The 22,408-nt window shown below is 50.6% G+C and carries 18 protein-coding genes and 1 tRNA gene; 13 read left to right on the forward strand and 6 right to left on the reverse strand.

Translation table 11 applies throughout. From position 1 onward, the window contains the following. The first annotated feature begins 243 nt into the window (after positions 1 to 243). From N5098_RS04305 to N5098_RS17670, 5 genes are all read left to right on the forward strand, one after another. Positions 244 to 3,516 carry a S8 family serine peptidase gene (locus N5098_RS04305; RefSeq protein ID WP_267636467.1) on the forward strand — a complete coding sequence of 1,091 codons (3,273 nt, stop codon included), beginning with the start codon at positions 244 to 246 and terminating at the stop codon, positions 3,514 to 3,516. Positions 3,517 to 3,710: 194 nt separating this feature from the next. Beyond that, on the forward strand, positions 3,711 to 4,529 hold the full coding sequence (locus N5098_RS04310) for a cohesin domain-containing protein (RefSeq protein ID WP_267636468.1): 819 nt from the start codon (positions 3,711 to 3,713) through the stop codon (positions 4,527 to 4,529). Positions 4,530 to 4,615: 86 nt separating this feature from the next. After that, a complete protein-coding gene (locus tag N5098_RS04315) occupies positions 4,616 to 7,804 on the forward strand; it encodes a S8 family serine peptidase (RefSeq protein ID WP_267636469.1) in 3,189 nt (1,062 codons plus the stop codon). 228 nt (positions 7,805 to 8,032) lie between these two features. Further along, on the forward strand, positions 8,033 to 8,653 hold the full coding sequence (locus N5098_RS04320; RefSeq protein ID WP_267636470.1) for a DUF7344 domain-containing protein: 621 nt from the start codon (positions 8,033 to 8,035) through the stop codon (positions 8,651 to 8,653). A gap of 180 nt (positions 8,654 to 8,833) precedes the next feature. Next, on the forward strand, positions 8,834 to 8,992 hold the full coding sequence (locus tag N5098_RS17670) for a DUF7837 family putative zinc-binding protein (RefSeq protein ID WP_438267319.1): 159 nt from the start codon (positions 8,834 to 8,836) through the stop codon (positions 8,990 to 8,992). A gap of 260 nt (positions 8,993 to 9,252) precedes the next feature. Here N5098_RS17670 and N5098_RS04325 read toward each other — a convergent pair whose 3' ends face one another. Beyond that, positions 9,253 to 9,906 carry a hypothetical protein gene (locus N5098_RS04325; protein ID WP_267636471.1) on the reverse strand — a complete coding sequence of 218 codons (654 nt, stop codon included), beginning with the start codon at positions 9,904 to 9,906 and terminating at the stop codon, positions 9,253 to 9,255. Between the two features lie 303 nt (positions 9,907 to 10,209). Beyond that, positions 10,210 to 11,109 carry a hypothetical protein gene (locus tag N5098_RS04330; RefSeq protein WP_267636472.1) on the reverse strand — a complete coding sequence of 300 codons (900 nt, stop codon included), beginning with the start codon at positions 11,107 to 11,109 and terminating at the stop codon, positions 10,210 to 10,212. 532 nt (positions 11,110 to 11,641) lie between these two features. Between N5098_RS04330 and N5098_RS04335 the strand changes: the two genes are divergently transcribed. The 6 genes from N5098_RS04335 to N5098_RS04360 all read left to right on the forward strand — a co-directional run bounded on the left by N5098_RS04335 (position 11,642) and on the right by N5098_RS04360 (position 18,060). Beyond that, entirely contained in the window at positions 11,642 to 12,250 is a 609-nt protein-coding gene (locus tag N5098_RS04335; protein WP_267636473.1) for a hypothetical protein, read from the forward strand. 38 nt (positions 12,251 to 12,288) lie between these two features. Continuing rightward, complete coding sequence (locus tag N5098_RS04340) at positions 12,289 to 12,882, forward strand: DUF1102 domain-containing protein (RefSeq protein WP_267636474.1); 594 nt, start codon at positions 12,289 to 12,291, stop codon at positions 12,880 to 12,882. Between the two features lie 482 nt (positions 12,883 to 13,364). Then, positions 13,365 to 14,792 (forward strand): hybrid sensor histidine kinase/response regulator, encoded by a 1,428-nt coding sequence (locus tag N5098_RS04345; RefSeq protein ID WP_267636475.1) that lies wholly within the window; start codon positions 13,365 to 13,367, stop codon positions 14,790 to 14,792. A gap of 150 nt (positions 14,793 to 14,942) precedes the next feature. Next, the gene (locus N5098_RS04350) at positions 14,943 to 16,088 is read left to right on the forward strand and encodes a signal peptidase I (RefSeq protein ID WP_267636476.1); all 1,146 of its coding nucleotides are present in this window, start codon (positions 14,943 to 14,945) and stop codon (positions 16,086 to 16,088) included. A 52-nt stretch (positions 16,089 to 16,140) separates the two neighbouring features. Continuing rightward, a complete protein-coding gene (locus N5098_RS04355; protein ID WP_267636477.1) occupies positions 16,141 to 17,298 on the forward strand; it encodes a DUF5305 domain-containing protein in 1,158 nt (385 codons plus the stop codon). 195 nt (positions 17,299 to 17,493) lie between these two features. After that, positions 17,494 to 18,060: an NADPH-dependent FMN reductase gene (locus N5098_RS04360; protein ID WP_267636478.1), complete on the forward strand. Its 567-nt coding sequence runs from the start codon at positions 17,494 to 17,496 to the stop codon at positions 18,058 to 18,060. 1 nt (position 18,061) lies between these two features. On the opposite strand, the gene N5098_RS04365 is transcribed toward N5098_RS04360, so the two are convergent. The 3 genes from N5098_RS04365 to N5098_RS04375 all read right to left on the reverse strand — a co-directional run bounded on the left by N5098_RS04365 (position 18,062) and on the right by N5098_RS04375 (position 19,944). Further along, positions 18,062 to 18,364, reverse strand: a complete 303-nt coding sequence (locus tag N5098_RS04365) for a winged helix-turn-helix domain-containing protein (protein WP_267636479.1) — start codon at positions 18,362 to 18,364, stop codon at positions 18,062 to 18,064. 18 nt (positions 18,365 to 18,382) lie between these two features. Beyond that, the gene (locus tag N5098_RS04370; protein ID WP_267636480.1) at positions 18,383 to 19,066 is read right to left on the reverse strand and encodes a hypothetical protein; all 684 of its coding nucleotides are present in this window, start codon (positions 19,064 to 19,066) and stop codon (positions 18,383 to 18,385) included. A 179-nt stretch (positions 19,067 to 19,245) separates the two neighbouring features. After that, positions 19,246 to 19,944, reverse strand: coding sequence for a DUF5812 family protein (locus N5098_RS04375; protein WP_267636481.1), 699 nt, complete (start codon positions 19,942 to 19,944; stop codon positions 19,246 to 19,248). Between the two features lie 88 nt (positions 19,945 to 20,032). Here N5098_RS04375 and N5098_RS04380 point away from each other — a divergent pair, with 88 nt between their 5' ends. Next, a complete protein-coding gene (locus tag N5098_RS04380; RefSeq protein ID WP_267636483.1) occupies positions 20,033 to 21,328 on the forward strand; it encodes a phosphoglucose isomerase-related protein in 1,296 nt (431 codons plus the stop codon). Positions 21,329 to 21,551: 223 nt separating this feature from the next. Next, positions 21,552 to 21,626: transfer RNA gene (locus tag N5098_RS04385), tRNA-Val, on the forward strand. Between the two features lie 194 nt (positions 21,627 to 21,820). Here the strand turns inward: N5098_RS04385 and N5098_RS04390 are convergent. Beyond that, the gene (locus N5098_RS04390; protein WP_267636484.1) at positions 21,821 to 22,372 is read right to left on the reverse strand and encodes a cupin domain-containing protein; all 552 of its coding nucleotides are present in this window, start codon (positions 22,370 to 22,372) and stop codon (positions 21,821 to 21,823) included. Positions 22,373 to 22,408: the final 36 nt, after the last annotated feature.

Genomic DNA, 22,408 nt, shown 5'->3' on the forward strand with positions numbered 1-22,408 from the left:
TATTTTGCGACGGTTACTACACCACCGGCTTATCGCATTGTATGCTTAGTTTGCGATGTTGGCCGTCCGATCAGGAATAGCCAGAGCGTAATGGCCAATTGTTCATCGTAATCACGAGACGAGGAACTGCCTATTCAGGGGCTGTAAGATGGTTTTTCACCCAGTCCATAGCTAAGTGTGTATCATGCATGGTAAACCATAGCCCTCGCCACGAGGGTGCAATCTGGCAGATAGAACTCAAACATGAGTAAAAGCGAAATCACAACGAAGTTGTTTGCCATCGCTTTCGCGGTGGTTATGGCGCTGTCGATGGTGAGCATGGGTGCTGCATCCATCGGTGCGCAGACAACAACAGACGACGTAGATGTACAGAATTTTGAAGACGTAGAGATCTCTACTGATCTGCAAGACACAGCAGATTCAAATGAAGTCGTCGAGGCAATCGTCCGGTTCGATTCGATTGACGTGGACGCGTTGCCGACTGGCAACCACGATGCAGTCGTTGGGCAGCTCAAATCGCACGCGGACCGCACACAGGAACGGTTCAAAGCGTGGGCTAGCCAGAACGACGCAGTTTCTGTTGAAGGAAGTCTCTGGATCACGAACGCTGCAGTGGTCAAGATCCGGACCAGCGAGGTCAGCCTCGACGACCTCGCCGACCAGCCTGGTGTCACACGCATCCACGAGAACCACCAGTATTCGCTCCCTGAGGTTCAGGAAGGCGATGCCCCAGCTAACCAGGACGTAACCTACGGCCTCGACCAGATGAACGCGACCGAAGTCTGGGACATGGGTATCACTGGCGAGGGTGCCGACGTGGCCATCCTCGATACTGGTGTTGCAGGTGACCACCCGGACATCGACATTGCTCCGGAACGCTTCGTCGAAATCGATGAAGACGGTAACCCAGTCGATGTTGATCCGTACGACTCCGCAGACCACGGTACGCACGTGAGTGGTACCGCAACCGGTAGCGCCAACCCTGATGGTGGCACGGCTTACGGTGTTGCGCCTGATGCTACTCTCTGGCACGGCCTGACGATTCCGGGCGGTGGCGGCTCTTTCGTGCAGGTTGCTGGTGGTATGGAGTGGGCTGCAAACCAGTCTGAAATTGATGTTGTCGGCATGAGCCTCGGTGCAGAGGGTTACCTCCCTGACCTGATCGAGGCAGCGGAGAACATCCGTGAATCCGGAAAGATTCTGACCGCATCGATCGGCAACGCTGGTCAGGATACCAGTGGTTCCCCCGGTAACTACTACTCGTCTTTCGCTAGCGGTGCTGTCGACTCTGACGGCAACCTGGCGGGTTTCTCGAGTGGTGAAACAATCAACACTCAGGAAGACTTCGGGGACGATGCCCCCAATTACTGGCCTGATGAGTACGTCCAGCCAAACGCCGCTGCAGCCGGTGTCGACGTTCTGAGTGCTGCCCCAGATGGTAGTACGCAGAGTCTGTCAGGGACTTCGATGTCCCAGCCCCACAAGGCTGGCCTCATGGCCCTGATGACATCCGCATACGGAGACGTTAACCCTGACTTGTTCAAGGACGTTGTTCAGGAAACCGCATGGCAGCCTGACGACAGTCTTGAAGACCCGAACCAGCAGTTCGGTCACGGTATTGTTGACGCAGCAGCAGCCGTCGGACAGGTTGCCTACAACCAGTCCATCGAAGGAACCGTCTACGACACGGAAGGTAACCCGGTCGCGGGTGCCGAAGTGACCGTCGACGAGACCGGCGTCAGTACGATGACCGGTGAAGACGGAACGTACTCGATTATCCACGAAGCCGGTACGTGGAGCGTTACGGCAGATGCGTTCGGTCACTCCCCGATGACCGAAACAGTCGAACTAAACGAAAACGAAACCGCAACCCAGGAGTTTGACCTTGACGGCGAACTCGACCTCGAGCCTGTTGAAGGTCAACAGGAGGGTGTCGAAGCAGGTAGCATGGTGACGGCTACGGTCAACATCGCGAATGTTGACACTGTCACCGTTAACGAAATTGCCGGCTACGAAGGTAACATGACGCTACACGTCGGCGGTGAGGAGGCCACCTTCGGTGAGCCTGTCTCCGTTGACTACAACGGCTGGAGCACAGTCGTCGAAATCGCAGTCGAAACTGAGTCCGATGTCGCTGGTGAGATCGAGCTTGAACACACCTTTGCGGGTGCAGGCGACAGTACCACCATCACGACCGGACCGACTACCGTCTTCGAAGAATACGTCAAAGTTGGTGTCGTCGGTGAAAACGGCGACGATGTCGTCAACCGGCTCAGCAGTCAGCTCGGTTCGATGTACACTTTCGACACACTGACCAGCTCCGAGGCAGTTGACGCCGCCAGCAACGCCGAATACGACGTGTACGCCATCAACTCGATGGAAGAGAATCACGTCGAAGAGTTCAACGGATACACCGCTGGAGCCACAGCAGGTGTCGTCTGGCTTGACAATTGGGGCTCGTCCTCGAACGGTATCGAGGCCAAGTCCGCAGTTCTGGGCAACCCCAGTAGCACTAGCGACAGCTTCTCATCGCCAAACCCTGAACTCGAGATCACCTCTGACCACCCGATCTTCGAAGGTGTCGGTCAGGTTGGTGACATGTTCCAGATTCACAGCGCCTCCTTTGCGGACCACTCGTGGTTCGAGGGGTACGACGGTGACGTGATCGGTAACATCCAGGCAGGCGGCGTCGATGACGGCAGCGGTGTCGGTGTCGACGAAGAAGATAACACGATTCTGCTCTCCACGTTCGGTAGCTCTTCGTTCGTCTCGAGCGGCGACTTCAGCGAAGAGGCAGATATGGTGCTTGCAAACGCAGTCTCGTACCTTAGCGAAGAGTCCGACGTTGAACCTGAAGCGACGCTGAGTATCGAAGATACAAACGTTTCGGTCCAGCATGCTGAAGACGAAGTGACCCTTCACGCAACTCACGAATCCGCTGCTGGATTCCAGGCGTTCATCAACTTCGATACTGAAGCCGTCGAAATAACCAACGTTGAAGCCGCGAACATGGGTATCCAGTATGAGCTGAACAACGATGAGGGCTGGCTCTACATCTCCGGTGCAGAAGCAACTGGCCAGGAGAACCCCGAGCTTGCCCACATCTCGCTCAACGCGTCCGGACTTGACGCGAGTGAGGAAACCGCACTCGAACTTGGCAGTGACAGCGTTGTCAACGACGAGATGGGTAACCAACTCCTCACTACGCTCGAGAATGGTCACATCAACGCTATCTCTCAGGAGCTTGGTGACGTCCTCGGTGACGGTGACATCCACTCCGGTGACGCTGTCGTGGTCCAGCGCTACATCGCTGGCCTCGACATCCCTGTCTCCGAAGAGATGGTCGAGACCTATGGTGACGTTGACCAGGACGGCGAAGTCACGTCTGCTGACGTGACCGCCATCCTTCAGCACATCACTGAGCCCGACCACCCAGGCTTTGCGCCTGATGAAGACTCTGATGTTCAGAGTATGACGATGGTCGTCCAGGGCCCACAGATTGGCCTAGCAGGCTAACGTCACTCAGCCGTTCCGAGCGTGATTGAATCGTACGCTAACTATCTCCCGCCCCGTGCGGGTTTCCCCAACTCGCTTTTTTTACCATGCGGGTTGGTTTCAAGAATACTGTAGATAAATCTGTAGCTAAATTACTTAGATTAACTCATAACTGTTTGGGAAAAACTTATATTTCTGTGTGAAGAGCTAGCAGTATGAAGCTTCCAAGCCCCTCGTTCAGCATCGGCGTGGTGCTGATGTGTGCCGTCCTTTTCGTTTCGTCGGTAACGGTTGCTGCTGGTGCATACAGCACGTCAGCAGACAACATAGAGACAATACAGCAAGAAGTCGACCAACTATATCTTAACTCAGACACCGGGTCTCCAGGCGGGTCAGCGCTTGTTACCCTTGGTGCTGAGGCCGACAACGTAGCCGGGTACGAAGTCAATCTCAGTTTTGACCCATCCGTCGTACAGTTCGCTAACGCCACAGGAGAGAGTCTGTCTGATCCTGTCACAAATGTAAATAATAAAGAAGGATGGGTTTATCTAACAAGTTCGGACCCGGAAGGCGTTGCAGACCCGACGATAGCATTTCTGGAGTTCCGCGTTGTCGGTGAAACTGGAGATAAAAGCCCACTCCAATTTAACGACGGTGACACTCTCGTCAATAACGAAGATCTGGAGGTATACGAGGCATCTAACGGTGAAATAGACCTTTCGTCAACGACTATCAGTGTGGCTGAAATCGGCTCAGATCAGAGCTCGGATAACGGCGACGGGTCTTCATCCGGAGATGGTTCATCAGACCAATCTTCAGACGATACTGCCGGTGATAACTCGGCTGATGAGAACTCAGACAGTCAAACTGAACCAGATGACTCGTCCACAGGAGACACGGCGCCACAAGATGATTCAAGCTCTGGCATGTCGACGCTTACTATTGTTGCACTGGCGTTTGCCGCAGGTGCTATACTCGTCACAGCAATTGTCGGCTCTGTTCTGTATGGGGTCCGAGTTGGCCGGAGACAGTAACTAATCACCCTTTCAGGTGGTTCCGGAACCTGTTTCAGAGTGACAATAACTACCCTTAGTTACGTGCAACAAGCGAATAGTTCGTCATGAGTAGACTCTCTGGGCTGGTTGGTTGCCTTTCGCTTGTGCTGGTCTTTTCGCTTATCTGGCCGTGGGTCGGCTTCACTGGAGGGGCGGTTGGGGCTGGGCAGACTCCTTTCGATGAGAAAGAGAGAAACCAGACGGCCAACTTCGAAAACCAGACTGTCGTCGTACGTTTTGAACCAGTTGACCGTGACCGTCTCTCAGGGAGTGACCGACCAACCGTGACTGAGCGGCTCAAAGACCATGCAAACAAAACCCAGAAGCCGTTCTTACGGTGGGCAAAACGCACTGACAGCGTCGCCGTCAAGAGCAGCTATTGGTTGACGAATGCGGTCCTCGTCTCTGTGAGTGATAAATTAAGCCGGGCAGAACTCGTCGATCATCCACATGTCGTTGGGTTACACAATAACTTCGAAGTTAGCGTGCCGGATACCGGAGAACCCAGCTCTCAGACCGCATCAGCGACAGGAGATGTTACGGAGGGACTGGATCTGCTCGGGGTACCTGAAGTCTGGGAAACGTACGGTGTCAGGGGAGACGGTGCAGATGTCGCTATCATCGACACTGGTGTTGATATCACACATCCAGACCTTACACTCCCCAGCTCACGGTGGGCACACTTCGACAAAGAAGGCAATCTGGTCGACTCTCAACCACACGACAACAATGGTCATGGAACACACGTAAGTGGCACTGTCGTCGGTCCGACTAATCCAGCAGGTGATGTACCCGCTTATGGCGTTGCTCCGGAGGCGACGCTCTGGCACGTAAAAGCACTCGATAGCAGTGGTGTCGGAACGTTTGAGCAACTCGTGGCCGCGATGGAGTGGGTAGTGACTGAGTCGGATGTGGATATTGTTGGAATGAGTCTTGGTGCTGAAGGTTACCATACTCAACTCATTGAGCCTGCACAACACCTCCGGGACGCAGGAATCATTCTTACGACCTCAGTTGGAAATAGCGGCCCCGAAACAACTTCTTCTCCTGGGAACTATCAGAGTGCATTTACTACTGGCGCAGTCGACAGCGTGGGGAACGTTGCTGATTTCTCCAGTGGTAACAGGGTCGATACTGCCAACTTTACTGATGAAGTACCGGATAGTTGGGAGACTTCTTATATCAAGCCCGATGTTGTTGCGCCAGGTATCGATATCACGAGTACCTCTACTGGCACTGGGTACGAGACACTTTCAGGTACTTCGATGGCTCAACCGCACACTGCCGGTATCTTCGCACTCCTAGTCTCAGCACTGGGAACAACTGACCGAGAACGCTTCCAGCACATTATCAAGAAAACAGCAGATGACCGGGAAGCAATCCCAAAGAACCGGGAAGGAAGCGGTATTATCGACGCGACGGCGGCTATCGGCGCTATTCTTGGAGACGACGGAGTCAGTGGAACGGTCCAGAACACAGGTGGTCAGCCACTGGGCAAAGCTCAAATCACCGTCGAGGAAACTGGTGCAACAGTCCGTACAGAATCTGACGGCACCTATTCGGTACCACTCGCGCCAGGGCAGTACACCATCACGGCAACAGCGTTCGGTTACGAATCGCAAACCAAACCCGTGACAGTCAGTGACAACAACCAGATAACTACTCAGTTTTCGCTCAATTCAGCACCTGATCTCAATATCGTTGATGGGCTTCCCAAACGTCTCGGATCTGGAATTTCTGCGGCCAGTGAGCTAACAGTGGCCAACGCAACAAAGCTTACAATCGATAACCGTGGAACAATTAATGGGAGTCTTACTGTCACTGTCGATGGAGATGAGGTGTCATTTGGAACACCGATACCGCTTTCTCCGGGTGTAAATGATGTCAATATTGGCATTCAAGTAGGAGATAAAGCAAAAGGAACTCTTGGATTGTCCTATACTGTTGAGAGCGGTGGGATGGTGAACGCTGTCGACGGGAGGCGTGTTACTGTACTCAATGAGCAATACAGCGTTGGAGTTGTCGAAGACAACAGCTCCAACTGGGGACAAACGTGGGCAAACAAACTTGAGGGGAGACTTCCAGCCAAGTATAGTGTCGACTCAGTAAGTGCACAGAACGTAATTGAAACGCCCCACAGATACGATTCGTATTTCGTCCATTCTATCGACGATACGATTGTAGACGAGTGGATGGAAGCGACGAGCGATATTGGGGTCGTCTATACGAGCCAGCATGCTGGACCGGATGCGCTCAACCAGCGTTCGACTGCAATCGGGGACCCCGACACCGTCCGTGCCACACCGGGGTTGCGGACTTGGAGAGTAGTGGAAGAACATCCTCTCTTCGACGGCGTCGCAACGCGGGGAGACACTATTACGGTCCACAAAGAGGATGTCTTCGCAGACGGAGCTTCGTTTTCGGGAACAGAGGGCACCATTATTGCAGAGGCAGCCAACGGAAAGGGTGCTGTCGCCATTGACTCCTCCAGAAACGATATCATGCTTACGTCGGTCGGATTTGGCTGGGTTCTGCCAGGCGAGCACACCCGTGACGCGTTGAGTGTTGTTACGAACGCAGTAACGTACTTCCTAGACTCGGAACCTACCAGTAAATACTCGCTCGGGATAGCAGACGGCAGTGTCTCAAACAGAGTTCCAAACACGACAGTGAGGCTGTCCGCTCGCGGAGACGAAATCGCGGGTTACCAAAGCTTCATTGAGTTTGATCCCGATAGACTGCAGATTGATACTGTGTCTCCAATGACTTTTGAGACGGTCTACGAGCTTAATAATCAAGAGGGTTGGCTCAACATCGCTGGAACGGCCCCGGAAGGACGGACAGATCCGATTCTTGCAGAACTATCGGTGACGGTAAACACAACTGCGACAGATAATGTAACGTTATTTCTTGGCGGTGAGTCAAAGCTGAACGGTAAAATGGGGAGTAAGATTGATGCTGTTCGCAACCGTGGCCAGATTACGATTCGTGAGCGACAACTTGGTGATGTTCTGAATAATGGAAGGATCCACTCGGGCGATGCCATCATTGTGCAGCGCTACCTTGCCGGCTTGGATATTCCGGTTTCAACAGAAACTGTCGAGACCTACGGTGATATTGACCAGGATGGTGACGTTACATCTGCAGATGTTTCCTTGCTATTGCAATATCTCGTTACTCCAAGAGACTCGAATCTGAGGCCCGGCAACGACAAGCAACAAGGAAATCTGATGACGGCGTTGAGGGTAGTATAACGCTTCTCCTAAAACCTCTAAAGATATTTTTGTTAAAATGGTGGTCATAATGACATTTTAATGCTTACCCTCTCTATTAGCGTCGATGTGGCAACTCATATATACTACCTTACTGTACTTTTCAGGCTACATTATACAACAATGTAGGAGAGATAGGTTGTGATTGGATGGCATTCAGTGTCATACCTACAAGTGTTCTGAAAGGAAACCAAAACTCTCGGTGAAAGAATGTCTGACGTAACATCACAAATACAGAGCAGTGAGGATACAGGAGGGGAAAAACAAAGTCGCGGTATTGGAATCGAAACAACCAATATCGCTGAGGAGAAGGTTGAGTCAATCTCGCGCAATGAGATATTTTATCTATTGAGTAACGAACGGCGCGTCGCTGTTCTTAGATATTTAGCCGAACAGGATAGTTCGGAACAACAGCTGGGTGGTGTTGTCGAGAAAATAGCTAGTTGGGAAAACGATAAACCAGTCGTCCAGCTAGGTAATGATGAACGCCATCGAGTCTATACTTCATTGCGGCAGGCACACCTTCCAGCGCTGGATGAAGCCGATGTAATCAATTTCAACAAAAACCGTGGGATCGTTAGCAGAGGAAACTCGTTTGACCGTGTCCATGAGTATCTTGAGTATGATCCATCTACAGAATTAAACGATGAGCAGACAACGTCGTTGTTTATCATCTCTTTACTCGGTCTTACCGGACTTCTCTTCTCGGGACTGAGTGCAACTCCCGTCTTTCCATCTTTTGGACTGGGGTATAGTGCTGTCATATTTATTACACTCGTCCTAACAATAATTGTTTCGATAGGATGCTTTTTGAACTCTCGCTTGAATTGACTGACCTACTGTGTGCCTGTTGTAGCCAGATAATTGAGACACCTAAACAATTTTATTGAACTATGCTGTCAGTAAGGGTTATCTGAATACAGAAACTGTTGGGCAACAAGCGTTTTCAAGCACAGCATATCCGTATTCAGGCAGGTCAAAACTACGTCCAGTCTCTTGTGAATATATAACATGGAAAAGCCACACACTCCATATCCCCTCGGTCGTTGTCCGGAGTGTGAGTCAAAGATTACCTCGGAACAGCTGGTTTTGAAGTTCAAACCAAAAGACGGAACAGTAAAAACGCTCGCATTTTGCAACAACTGCGGCGAAGTCATTCCTCCTGTATAACGGGTTAATGGGGCAACAATACGGGGCACCGAAGTACTTCTCGGCGATATCTTAGCTGTAAGTGTTCGATTTTGGGCGAGCAGGTGGTTTTCAAGCAGTTACCTACATCAGAGCCGATAACAGTATATATAATTACCGACAAATTCACGTCTATAATTTGCATATCTCTGGAATACGTTTGCTTATATCGGAAGCTCTCTGATTAGCATCTAGCCCTTTTAATTCGAGTAACAGAGTCACTGATTCGCGTAACACAACAGTCAGTTGTCCGGTCGGAATGAAGGGTCTTCGTCTACATCACCGACGAGAGTCACTTTCTCATTGAATACTTGATCGTACTCGGTGGCGTCGATTCCATCAGTGTATACTCGCAGCCCAAACGTGATGCATTTTCCAACTTCAAGCTCGACCGCACTGTCTTTTCCCATGATTGGATCTATATCAAGAACGTTAGTTCCCACTGTCTCGTCGGTAGCTTCCCCTACGTAACACATTAGTCTGGAAGTACCCTGATATTGTGCATCGATACCATCAGGAAAGTCATCATCAGTTGGCTTTTTAATAAAGAAGGCAACATCCTCTAAACCTTGGTTACAGACTTGGACGAGATCGTCGAACCACGTTAATGCGGACGTATTTGTTCCCTCTCCAGGTTCAACGCCATTTTTTGAGTCGAACGCATCGTGTTCTGAAATATCAATACCTATCGTTTCATCACCGTCCATACTGGCGAAATGCTTGCTGTTTCGTGACCGCGAAACAGTCTCAAATTTTAAATATGCTGATGAATCTCCGGCGACGTTGATTGTGACATCGCGTTGTGCCTCTACTGTACTGAAGGCGCTTGTCCCAGCTAGCCCACTACCAACTGCGGCAGAGCCACCGATTGCAACGAGTATTGTGCGTCGTTTCATAATGCCAATCACCCGTATGAGAGGTGTCTGTAGAAAAACATATGTCTCCTACAAGTATTGTATTCGTGTGCCTGACATTCAAGACTGCTGCACAGACACGTCTCAGGTATTATCTGAACAACAGTTATCTTTGCTAAAAGATTCTCTTATCCAGAGTTGGATTTTCCCCCAGCACTCAGCTGTCCCACTTCAATTGGTGTAGGCTTCTCCAAACCTATCGTGGAGCTCTCACACTGGCACCGAAAAACGACTTCTCCTATCTTGAACTCTGCTTATCTCCAGTGAGACACCGTCGGTCGATTTTCACTCTGAAGTAGTGTCAGTGCTGACGTTTCCACACTGTGCGGGCGTTTTCTTTCCCCCTCCGAACGAGCCACGACTATTCCGAATAACCCAGCCCGCTTTCCCATCACACGGTGATGTCTTGCATCGCCAGTTCCTATCACCGGCGAACTGAACCTTTTGTCCACGTATCCCTTCGAAATCGCGTTCGTTAGCGTACCCATCAGCTGACTTTTGATCCATGGTAGCTGTTCCAGATGTGCTCGAACCAGTCCTGTAACGATACCACTCAGCCCCACCGTGAAGAACGACCTCTTCAACTGCGACATCGGTTTTCCATTTAATACCAACAACTTCACCATCGTCATCGTGCCAGTTGGGCTCTACTGACGGGTTCAACTCCGAAGGGTTTGTGTCAGATTTGGGTGCGAATCCAACCAGAACGATTCTTTGCCTGTCGATACAGGAACATTCGAGATTGACTTCGGAGTTCCGTTGGGCATTGATTAGTGTGTGACCACCCTCACTTTCAGCGCGAATGTCGAAGCCAAACTCTCCAACCGCTTGCGTGTTATCTCCACAGCTAAATGTAACCGTGAGAGGCTTTTGTTCTCCAAGACCCAACGAATCTGGGAATTGATAATCTAGCAGCTGAATGCCACCTCCTGACAGATTGGCTGAGCCATCGACACGCGAAAGTGGGTCATTTGTTTGGTTACGTAACGGAATGTTGAATGTTTCCTTGCAGCCAAACTCAAACGTCTCGGGAATCTCCATGCCGAGATACGCATCTTCGTCGCCTTCGACTTGAATTTGCATTTTCCGCTGTGTCTCGGCAGTCGTCGTCCCACGACTTCCGACTAACAACCCGGTTCCAGTCAGTGCGGCTGATGAGCCAAACAAAAATCGTCTCCGTTTCATGGTGTCATAGTGTAAAGGGCGAACTCTGTGTAACTCACGTTCGTACTTGTCCAGAACGCATTCCGTGCGTATAAAACCTCATTACCTTTCACGTTCTAAACGAGTTTCTCACAAGCAAAACGCCATGTAACGTGTCTGTAACACACTCTTCTGTCTCTTTTACAAAATGCATACACCTATCTATTATTGGTGTGACAGGAGGTCCCTGAAACAACAACATCCTTGAATTTCAGTTTGAAATTAGTTCTACCAGCCTTATGATGTGGTCCGATTTTCAAGTCGTTTTGATGTTATGGCTGCCCTGAGTTGTAACTGGTCCGAAACGCCAAGCTAGTGATTTTTTCGTCTGCTTCAACGACTCACGTGAGCGCTTTCAGGGCTAGTGATATGAACACAGCTTTCGGCTCAGGAAGTATAATACAATAGATGTGTGTTTTCTATTGATAGTTACGTCCGGCACCGCAGATGAGGTCTTTCACACGAAGTGTTGCGGTCTACCTGGACGCAACAACAACAACAAGCAAACATGCCAATGAAACGACGAAAATTCTTGATCGGCGCAGGCGCACTGGCTGCCGGTGGCGCGACTGCTCTCGGAACCGGCGCATTCAGCAGAGTTGAAGCGGAACGTACAGTGAGTATTGATGTCGAAACGGACTCAAATGCATATCTGGGATTGAGTAAGTTATCTAATTCGTCGAACAGTCAGCAGTTCGCCGAAGTCAGTGACGGAAAACTCTCGGTCAATATCGGCGACTCAGGTAATGGAGGCTCTGGTGTCAACCCTGATTCAACAACATACTTCGACGATATGTTCCAACTCAGCAACAACGGGGTAGCCGAAGCTAATATCTCCTACAGTTTCCCCACGTACAATTCAGGAAGCAATGGACACCCCGACCTTACGAATAATTGGAAAACGCCCACCGATAGTAACTGGGCTATTTGCTTCTATTATCTCGACAGTAACGATAACCGTCAAATGATCACACCGAACGACGCTGTCTCGCTTGATGCAGGAAATTCCGATAAGATTGGGGTTCGTACGATGACGCATGGTCTCGACGCGACGACGAATGACCCGCTGATTGATGGTTCTATCACAATTGTCGCAGACGCACCTGACGCTGGTAGTCCATAGGACTACATTCCGTTTTCCACCCGGGCACCACAACAAAAATGAAGCGACGAAAATTCTTGGTTGGTACGGGTCTGAGTGCGACTGCAGGAGTTGGTCTTATTGGAACGGGAGCGTTCTCACAGGTTGAGAGCGAGCGTAATCTGACAATTGGTCTTGCCAAAGATCCAAAGGCATATCTTGGACTTGACGTTGCTGACACGCCGAACGGTGAATACGGATATGTCGACGACAACGGCAGACTTAGAATCGCGATGTCTGATGAAAACCCATCAGCAGCCAGTTCGCCGATGGGCTTGGGCGTCAATTCGGATGCTACTTCTTGGTTCCAGAACGTCTTCACCGTCTGCAACCAGGGAACTAAAGAAGCGTCGGTGTACGTCCAAGACGACGAAGACTGGCCGACAGTCCCCTTGGGGGAGGGGTATCCGGAAGAGGGTAAGCGGCGCCTTGATTTTCATCTCGAAGAGCACAGACAACAATCGATTCTCGGCGAGCAAAACGCAGTCACTCTCATTGAGGGGTCCTGTGCTATGATCAGCGTTACGATTAGAGCTCATAGCCTTTCTGAGGGAGATCAGGTACTCGCTGAGATAGATAATCAAGTCACGATCAACGCCAATAGCTTCGACTAGATTACGCCTCGCTGGCGTTCTTGGACGAGTACGCAGGGAGTCAACAGCCACACTATACTCCAAATTTTAGCTTATATATGCTAGTATACGATCGTAACAGGCTATGATACCGCCAGTCTCTCGATTGTACTGGTGCTCGATCTGGTAAAGCAACTAGCATTTGTATAAGATATTCTATATACTATCTAACTCATACGCATCTAATGCTACTACATTGTCGTATGATTAAAACTCAAGAAGAGTTTTTGTTTATCTATAGCTGAATTTCTGTTCTACGTATGGTATAGCAGTCCTGACTGGACTCTCAGGCACTAACTGAGCACCTGTCGTAGTCGATTATTGAATTCGATTTTTGATTCAGTGGGAGTAATCCTATATTACATGCATTAGAATCTTAATTTGAGATCCTGTGATGGCTTTTCACGGTCACCACCTTGGAGTCGTCAAGTGGAGAATTCAGCCTGAAACAACTGTGAATATGCATGAACGCTAGACTGCAATCAGATTTAGAGCGACAACCTGCACAGACCGAAACAATCTCGATTCTTGTTGTCGACGATGAGCAAGATTATGTTGACATTACCGCAACACATATTCAGAGACAACAAAAGGATGTGACCGTCTCTACGGTCGAAGACTCTCGAACTGCGATTACACGCTTAGAGGAAACAGAGGTCGACTGTATTATCTCGGTGTACGATATGACGCCACTGACCGGGATCGAACTTCTCCGGAAAGTCAGGGAAGATTACGGTGACCTCCCGTTTATTCTGCTGACAGCGAAAGGTTCCGAAGATTTGGCTAGTCAAGCCATTTCAGCGGGTGTCTCCGATTACTATCAGAAAGGATTTGGAAACGATTACTATGAAAAGCTCGCTAACAGGGTAACCTCTCTCGTAAAAAAACGTCGCGAAAAGCAAGGAACGGCGAGCAGACGAACGTTCTTCGATAACGCACCGTTTGCCGCTATTGAGTGGGACAGCCAGCTTGATGCCGTCCAACTCAACGAGACTGCACGCGAGATATTAGGCTACTCGAGTACTGAATTCGAAGGATGTAGCCTGAAACAGATTGTTCCAGAGTCGGAGCGCGATACGGTTCAGAAAATAGTTGGTAATCTGCTCGCAGAGAAGGGAACGCAAACCCACAAAACAGAGATTGTTACCAACAATGGGAAGCGTATTTCTTGTCAATGGCGGAGTCGGGCGTGTACCGACGAAAGCGGCGAAATTGTTGCCATTTACTCCCAGTTTCACGCGCTGTCGGAATATGAAGAGCTGAAGTTGAAAAACCAGAAGCTAAACCGATTAGTCTCAGTTGTGAGTCATGACCTGCGTAACCCAGTTCAGTCATTGTCTCTCTCGCTTGCAGCGGTCGAGCAAAACGGTGCTGATGAAGAGAACATCGGCCGTTGTCGCCGCTCACTCGATCGAATTGAGGCGCTTATTGATGACCTTCTAACAATCGGGAAGCAAGATGGAGATCTTAACACTCAGCTAATCGGGCTGGAGACGCTGGTAGACGAGTGCCGAGAAAATATCGAAGTTGGGCCTGCTACCGTTATATGTACAACAGAACTAAAAATAATGGCAGACCCAGGACGGGCATTACAACTGCTCGAAAATCTCATCTCGAACGCAATCAAACACGGTGCAGACAGTGGGATTATTCGTATTGGGACAATAGAAAACGGGTTCTACGTCGAAGACGACGGGCCGGGGATCCCGCCTGAAAAGCGTGACACGGTCTTTGAGTACGGGTACTCGAGAACCACCACCGGGACTGGTTTTGGTTTGACAATTGTACAGGAAGTCGCAAAGGACCATGGTTGGGATGTTGTGCTGACAGAGAGCAAAGAAGGAGGTGCTCGGTTCGAGATTTTGGATGTCGAGACCGCCGAACAATCGTGAGTGTCCCAACTCACCCGTCACGTCGCAGTATCGAACACGATGCACTCTGTGTGTAAGCATAGGTGGTCGAATTATTAGCATATCATCCGAATGAATGTATGAAAAAAGATACCAGAGCTGTGGGTTAACGTCAGCACAGACAGGTCAGGCATGAAGATTAAACGAGTAGCTTGGTTGAGTCTTCAGTTGTTGGTCGCACTATGTCTGGTCGTGTTAGTTATCGGCCAGGTACTTGGACAGCCCATTCTGTTGAGTTATGTCACGACTGGTAGTATGGAGCCAACGATAGATACCGGCGATGGGTTCATCGCGGTTCCCACTGAGTTAGCAGGAGAGCCTGAGGTGGGCGATGTTGTCGTGTTCAATGCACAGGAAATAGAGAACGGGCAGCTGACGACACATCGTATCGTTGGCGAGACTGAGAAAGGATTCGAAACGAGGGGTGACGCGAACCCGTTTACTGACCAAGACGGGGGCGAGCCATACGTAAAAGAGCCCCAAATCGAGGCTGTTGCGTGGCAACCAGGGGAAGACGTGGCAACGATTCCGCGACTCGGTGACGCCGTCTCGGGCGTTCAATCTCTGCTGGCATCCATTCAGAGTCTGTTGGCTCAGTCGCTCGGGTTAGATGCCCTTCTCGGAATGCAGGGAATGGGGTATCTCGTTTTGCTTCTATCAATTATCCTCTATTTGCTGGATATTAAACTAGCAGACAGAGAACGCTACAGCCGAAAGTTATCGAGAAATACAGGCATGAGCACTCATCTGCTTGTCATCCTATTCACCCTACTCGTGATGGCTGGTGGCACTGCTGCCATGGTGGGGCCTGCCGAGACCCATGAGTTCGGTATCGTTAGCGCCGAATTTAACAGTGAGTCGCCTGACCTGATTCAACAGGGAACAACAGAATCGTACGATTATGAATTTGTCAACACTGGAATTCTCTCAACGGTTGTCGCCTTGGAACCTGCAGGTGACAATATCAAGACAGATTCTAAATCGATGACAATCTCTGGACGAGGAACCGAAAACGTGAGCGTCGCTATTACTGCACCACCCAACACGGGGTTCTACCAGTCATATCTCAAAGAACACAGATACATTCATACCCTGCCAAAGTCGATGATTCTATCACTTTATGATATCCACCCATGGCTCCCCATCCTCGTTATCAACGCAGAAATTGGTATTCCGTTCTATCTACTTGGCAGGACTATTATGGGTACAGGATCGACCAGATTTGAACAACGAACCGGCCCGTCTCGGTTTGATCGCCTTGTCGGTCGACTCAGGTGACAGAGATAGTTTTTCAAAAAAGACAAACATAACGAAAATATTACAATAAACAATGGATAACGACAGACTGCTAGTAAAGCACAGAGTAGGGAAGTACTTCTGGATAGTTGTTCTCTTGTGTGTCGGTATTGCATTAGTCGGTGGGTATTTTACCGTCACGACATACACATCTAGCCCAACTGAGATCGAACAGTTTGAGGAGGCAAGTTGGTCATCAACTACGTCGCTCTCGCATCAGGCAACCGTGATGAAGGGAACCGATTTGTATGAGCAAGGCTCGGTGTTACGAAATCAACGTTCCTATTTTACGCAGGTAATGCCGATAACAAATGGGTCACTCGAGTATAGCTACCTCGCAACTGGGGGTGGAAACGTTGATATCGAGACCACAGTAACACTTGTTCTTCGGTCGACTGCCGAAGAAGACGGTGAAGCGGTTACGTACTGGGAAACACAGGAACAACTCAAATCGGTGAGCCACCAGTCAGTCGAGCCCAGCGAAACGATTACGGTTCCGTTCGGAATGAACATTTCCGCTCTCGTCGACAACGCAGAACAGATAGACAATCAGCTTGGGGGGTCTCCAGGAACCACTGAGGTTGCGTTGGTTTCAGAGTTGTCAGTAGCTGGGGAGCGGAACGGAAAAGAAACAAGCGAAACGTACAGTTACGAGACACGTCTCGACATCGGGTCGTCTGTGTATCAGTACACTGACGTCGGCCCGTTTGAGGAATCTGGCCAGCAACTCGGACAACGTGTCGGCGAGAGTGAGTACAGTCCACTGCGAACAACCGGGGGGCCGCTTTTAGCTCTCATCGGAATCAGCGGACTGGTTGTAGTCAGTATCAGTCACTACCGTGAGACGTTTGAAGTCAGTGAGCAGGCCTTGGCTTGGGCTGAGTATTCCAACACCTACGATGAGTATTCCGAGTGGATTAGTGAGGGACGGGTGACAGACGACAGTATACCGTCCTCTACGGTTGAGGTTGCCTCGGTCAAAGACCTCGTTGACGTTGCGGTAGATTCTGACCGGCGTGTCATCCACGACGCTGAACGTCAGGAGTGTCTTGTTATTGATGACGGGACAGCGTACGTTTATTCAACACCACCCGAACCACAAACAGACAGACCGGAAGAACCGCTTTCGACGGCTGAATCTGACGAATCGGCGGCCTCTGACGATGAGGCGACCTCCCAAGAAGCGAAGTAAGACACGTTATCGAGGTCTACACACACGAAATAATGCCAGTTTAATTGGATGAGGTGACGAGACCGCTGTACAGGGTCGTATCCGTTTTAGAAACCTCAACCCACAATGAACGAGCTAGAACAGAAAAATGATAGTTCGTATAATATAAACCAATTTCAGCGAACTAATATACCCTCACTCTACCAAGGCAATTCAATGACAGAGAGTCCGAAAGTTGTCGCAGTCTGTGGAAGCTTACGGGATGATAGTTCAACGCGTGTCGTTTTGGCACATGTTATGGCAGCTGCTAAAGCGTCTGGAGCACAGACCTCAGTTATCGACCTCCGGGAGTACGACCTTCCGTTATATAACGGCGACAAGAAAGATGCCGGAGACGCACAGAAGCTCCGCGAGAACATCAAAGTGGCTGATAGCATTGTTTTAGGGACGCCAATTTACCACGGCTCAATCGCGTCGCCGCTGAAAACAGCACTGGACTACTGTGGCTTTGATGAGTTTGAAGACAAGCCGGTTGGTCTCGTGACCGTTGCTGGTGGACGGTTTCCGACACCCTCACTACTCCATTTACGCACTATTTGTGTCTGGCTTCGAGCAGTCCCGCTCTCACACCAGGTGGGCATACCGAACATTAGCAGTGTTATCGAAGACGGACAGTTGGTTGACAACACGGCGCTAGAACGAGCAGAGAAACTGGGCGACAAAATAGTAGAGTACTCATATCTACTCGACAATCAGCGGACAGACCCGCCAACGATAGGGTAGTTCACTGTCTGGTGTCTTCGAAAGCCATCACGAGTTGCTTACCGACGGAAGTGAGTGTATACTTCTCGTCGCGTTTTCTGACGAGTTCTCCTGACAGTTGGTCAAGATGATAATTAAACCGTCCGGAGTCTGAGACACCAACCTGCCGTCTAAGCGTTGAGAATGATAAACCCTCAGTATCGGAGACCGCATACAGTTCGGTGAGAATTGCAATCCGGGTCTCATCAGCGAGCAACGACCCAATTGCCGCCTGCAGCGTGGGGTTATCAGCGTTCGAGTTTGTCGAGTCGTGTTTTGCGTTCATTGCTATACTCACCCTCTGTTATTGCTGTGCCTGTTCGCCAAACAGTACGTCTTCAATTTTCACCTGCTCGACAACGAGCTCTCCTTGACTATCACGACCCCAAGTAAGGACAGGCGTTACCTCGTACTCCTCGGCTCCGTCACCGAGCTCAAGTCGAACCGACGAGCCAGTTGCCAAGCCTTCCGCGATTCGCTGGCGTGTTGCCCTTTTGAAACAGTTCATCTCGGTGACCGATTTACTTTGTCTGACGGCCACAACATCAATTTCGACGCCACCCGCTCGCATTTCGATTTCGACCCGGAGTGGTACCCGGTTAGCGGGGGTCTCATCTAAAAACGGAAAGATGAGAGTTGCATCTTCTGCGTTCGCAAGCGACTCAACCTCGTCCTCATAATCGTACGGTGGACTACCGGACGACTCAGCTTCGAACGTCTCAACGCCGAGCGCATTTTCGAGTGAGGCCTCGATTCGTTGTTTGAGCTGGCGTTCGATACGGTCACCAAAATCAGTATCGCCCGGCGAAGGCGTCTGTTCCGGTCCGTCGTGTACTGTGGCATCTCGGTCCGTTGGTTGAGAGAAATCGTCAATCTGGAGCCCACGGTGCAAGACTTCTTTCCAAGATAAATCGAGGTGCTTTTTGACTCGCTTCATCCGCTCAAACACCTCGTCGTCGCTGATTGTAATCCGAATCTCTCTCGACATATGTGAGTTTTTGTTCTTCTATTATATAAAACCACTCCCCAGTAACTCACATCCAACTCACAAAGAACTCACAACAACTGCGTAGCGCTGTCGCTACTCGTGACTCTTTAGGTTGCTCTGGCATACGAGGGGGGTCTGGTGTCTGAAGAAATCGCGTGAAAGAACTCCCTACGCGGTGTTTAGGGCATATATCGGATACTCACGACACCCGCTTCAGTATCTGTCCTGACTTCGACGCGGGAAACGTGGTCATATCGGGCGGCATTTTTATACGTCGTCTCGTCGTCGTGCAACTCTTCGACAGTGTCTGCTACTTGTGCTGGCTCGACACGGATGATATGTATCTCGCCTTTGCCTTCTCGTTCGATAGCCACAGCGTCTCCGATACTGAGTTCTTCCGTAGCAATCTCACGAACGTGCGTTGTCAATGCTTCGTCGCTCTGTTCGACCGGAATTGAGTACTGCTCTTCTAGCTCTTCGACTAGGTAGGAAACACCCATTGGCGGCTGTTCTTCCAGTGTTGCCTCGATGATCTCGTGGCGCTCGAAGCCAGGATTCTCTACGAGCGTACAAATTTGGGCTGTATTTATCTCATGAAGCGTGACTGAGACATCTTGTGCATACTTGACATAAAACGTACCAGTCACTTCCTCTAACTCACCGCCGCCGGCTTCAACTATCGGCGCCTTGGTTTCTAACTGCTCTTGGTCATCCGGTTGTGCGTCGTTTTGCGTATCTTGGTCACCACTTGCTCCCTCTCCGTCTGTACTCTCGGGCGCTGGGGCATCTCCCGGGCCGACAGCGTCGTCCTGCTGATACATCGAAACAACCTCGTCGACCTGTTCGTCGTCATTCTCTGTCTCGTCTGTCCCTGTCATGCGACCAGATACGGTACGAGCACTTTTTGTGGTTTCGACTGGCGGAGAAAGTCGTGAGTTCTAACAACATCCAGCCGAGAAGCGACGTATGAACGTAGATATCGGGAACATACTGACCGATAAGAGTCAGCCGTCGCTTGATAAACATGAGTTCGAAGAGTTGGCTGAGAGGGTTCGCGTTGGGCATGAACGCATCGCCGAGGGTCGGGAGAACAACGAGTTTGGCTATGCCGCATTGAACCTACCAGAAACGGTCGATTCAGACGAGATTCGCCGGAAGACCGACCACTTCGCCGACAGCGATGCCGTCTTAACTGTCGGCATTGGTGGGAGTGCGCTTGGTGCAGCGACCATAACAACGGCGGTCGGTAACGACGAGGTCGAACACTACGTACTAGACAACGTTGACCCGGAACACACGCAATCTGTCCTCAACTCTCTTGACCTCGGTAAGACTGCTGTCCATGTTGTTTCCCGCTCTGGTACGACCGCTGAGACACTTGCTACGTTCTTAGTTGTACGTGAAGCGATGGACGATGCCGGCGTCGACTGGACTGAACAGACGATTGTAACTACCGGTGATGACGGTCCACTCCGTACGCTTGCCGAAACACATGCTCTGCCCGCTCTCGATGTTCCCGATAACGTCCCCGGGCGGTTCTCTGCACTGTCGACAGTCGCACTCGTTCCCGCAGCAATCCAAGATTGCGATATCGATGCTTTCCTCGATGGCGGGAAAGAGGGTGCTGAAAGTCTCTCGCCGTCGCTGTCTGACTGTCCGGCTTATGCGTACGGTGCTGTCTCCTACGCGCTCGGCCAGCGCGGAGCAGACATGAATGTTATGATGCCTTATGCTGAACGATTAGAGCCGTTCTCGGAGTGGTTTGCACAGCTCTGGGCTGAGAGTCTCGGGAAAGACGGTGGGGGACAGACGCCGGTCCGAGCACTTGGGGCCACAGATCAGCATTCACAACTCCAGCTATACCGTGCGGGCCCGCGAAACAAGCTTGTCACATTCGTTCGCCCACAGGAGACAGCCAATGTGACGATTCCCGAGACTGATATCGACGAACTCTCGTATCTTGGTGGCAGCGAACTTGGCTCGCTGCTCGATGCAGAGTTCGAAGCAACCGAAGCAAGCTTGGCCACAGCAGGTTGTCCAAACGTCAGGATCGAGATTGAACAGTTGAACGAACAGTCCCTCGGCCGATTGCTCTACGATATGGAAGCTGCCTGTATTTTGGCCGGCGAACTATACGATGTCGAGACATTCACACAACCAGCCGTCGAGTGGGGAAAGCGTGCAGCCCGTGGACTCCTCGGCGAGAGTGAGTTTGAGGAAGCAGCCGCAATTGCCGAGAAAAATCGTCACATTATCGACTGAGTTGAGTGGCACCGTGGCCCAGTCCACACTTCTCTGTAGAGCAGTACAACGACAACACCAACCCACGTTTCGCTACGCATCCATTCCAGCTATTGTTTAGTTACTAACCAGTGTTTTCAGCTAACACAGCACGTATAACCGATAGATGGCGGCAAAACCAACCGACAGGAGCGTCTTCGATTCGAAACCTTCAATTATCCCCCGGCAGTATACTGAATTGCGAGGGTTCGTGGTCTAGACCGGTTATGACACCTCCTTGACATGGAGGAGGCCGGCGGTTCAAATCCGCCCGAACCCATATACGATTTCTATAACAAGCAATCACATTCTGTAATTCAACAGTTATTCCACTACAATCACACTGTTCACTCCGATATGAGATTCTTTTGTATTGTCTTTCGCTGAACTACTATTTCCGCATTAGACTCTTTCTCAACGGGGTCATCGTATACCAGATTTTCCATCGGTTTAGTAATCGGTCTGCTACAGAAGCTACTTTGAGACGAGGTCGTCGTTTTTGACGACAACGTCGTCACGTTTCCGGTCGACGAACAGCGCGTCAGACCATGCCGTCTCTTGGGTCTCGTTTTCTGCGGTATCGCCGGTTTTCTCAAGCGCTTCGAGCCTCGCTACGGAAGCAGCTTTCGCAACCGAGAGCGACCGGTGAGTCTGGTCGCCAACAACCTCGATTTTTTTTCGCGCTCCGCCGGGAACGTAGACGAACTCCATCGGCTCGATAACGAGCGTCTGATGGCTCCCGTCTTCGCGTTCCATGGTGTATTTAGCTCGGCCATCAAGGCAGAGATTTACCTCGTCGAGTCCCGGCGTGTGGGTGTGCCAGTCGAGTTGCTCGTCGGGGTGCAACTCGAAGTACAGACACCGAAACTCGTTGGTCCGAATGGTCTGTGGTGGGTGGGCAACATCATCTGGCTCGGCACCCTCCGCCTGTGCTGTCTGAATTTTGTACATCGTCTGCCTGGGGAGAGGTGCGTAGGTCCGCTCCTCAGGCGTCAAATCTGTGTTGTCTTTCTGTTCGCCTGACATAGTTTTCGCTGTGTTGTTTGATCGATTGGTATCTTC

The organism is Halovenus rubra (assembly GCF_026586665.1).
Lineage (GTDB): Archaea > Halobacteriota > Halobacteria > Halobacteriales > Haloarculaceae > Halovenus > Halovenus rubra.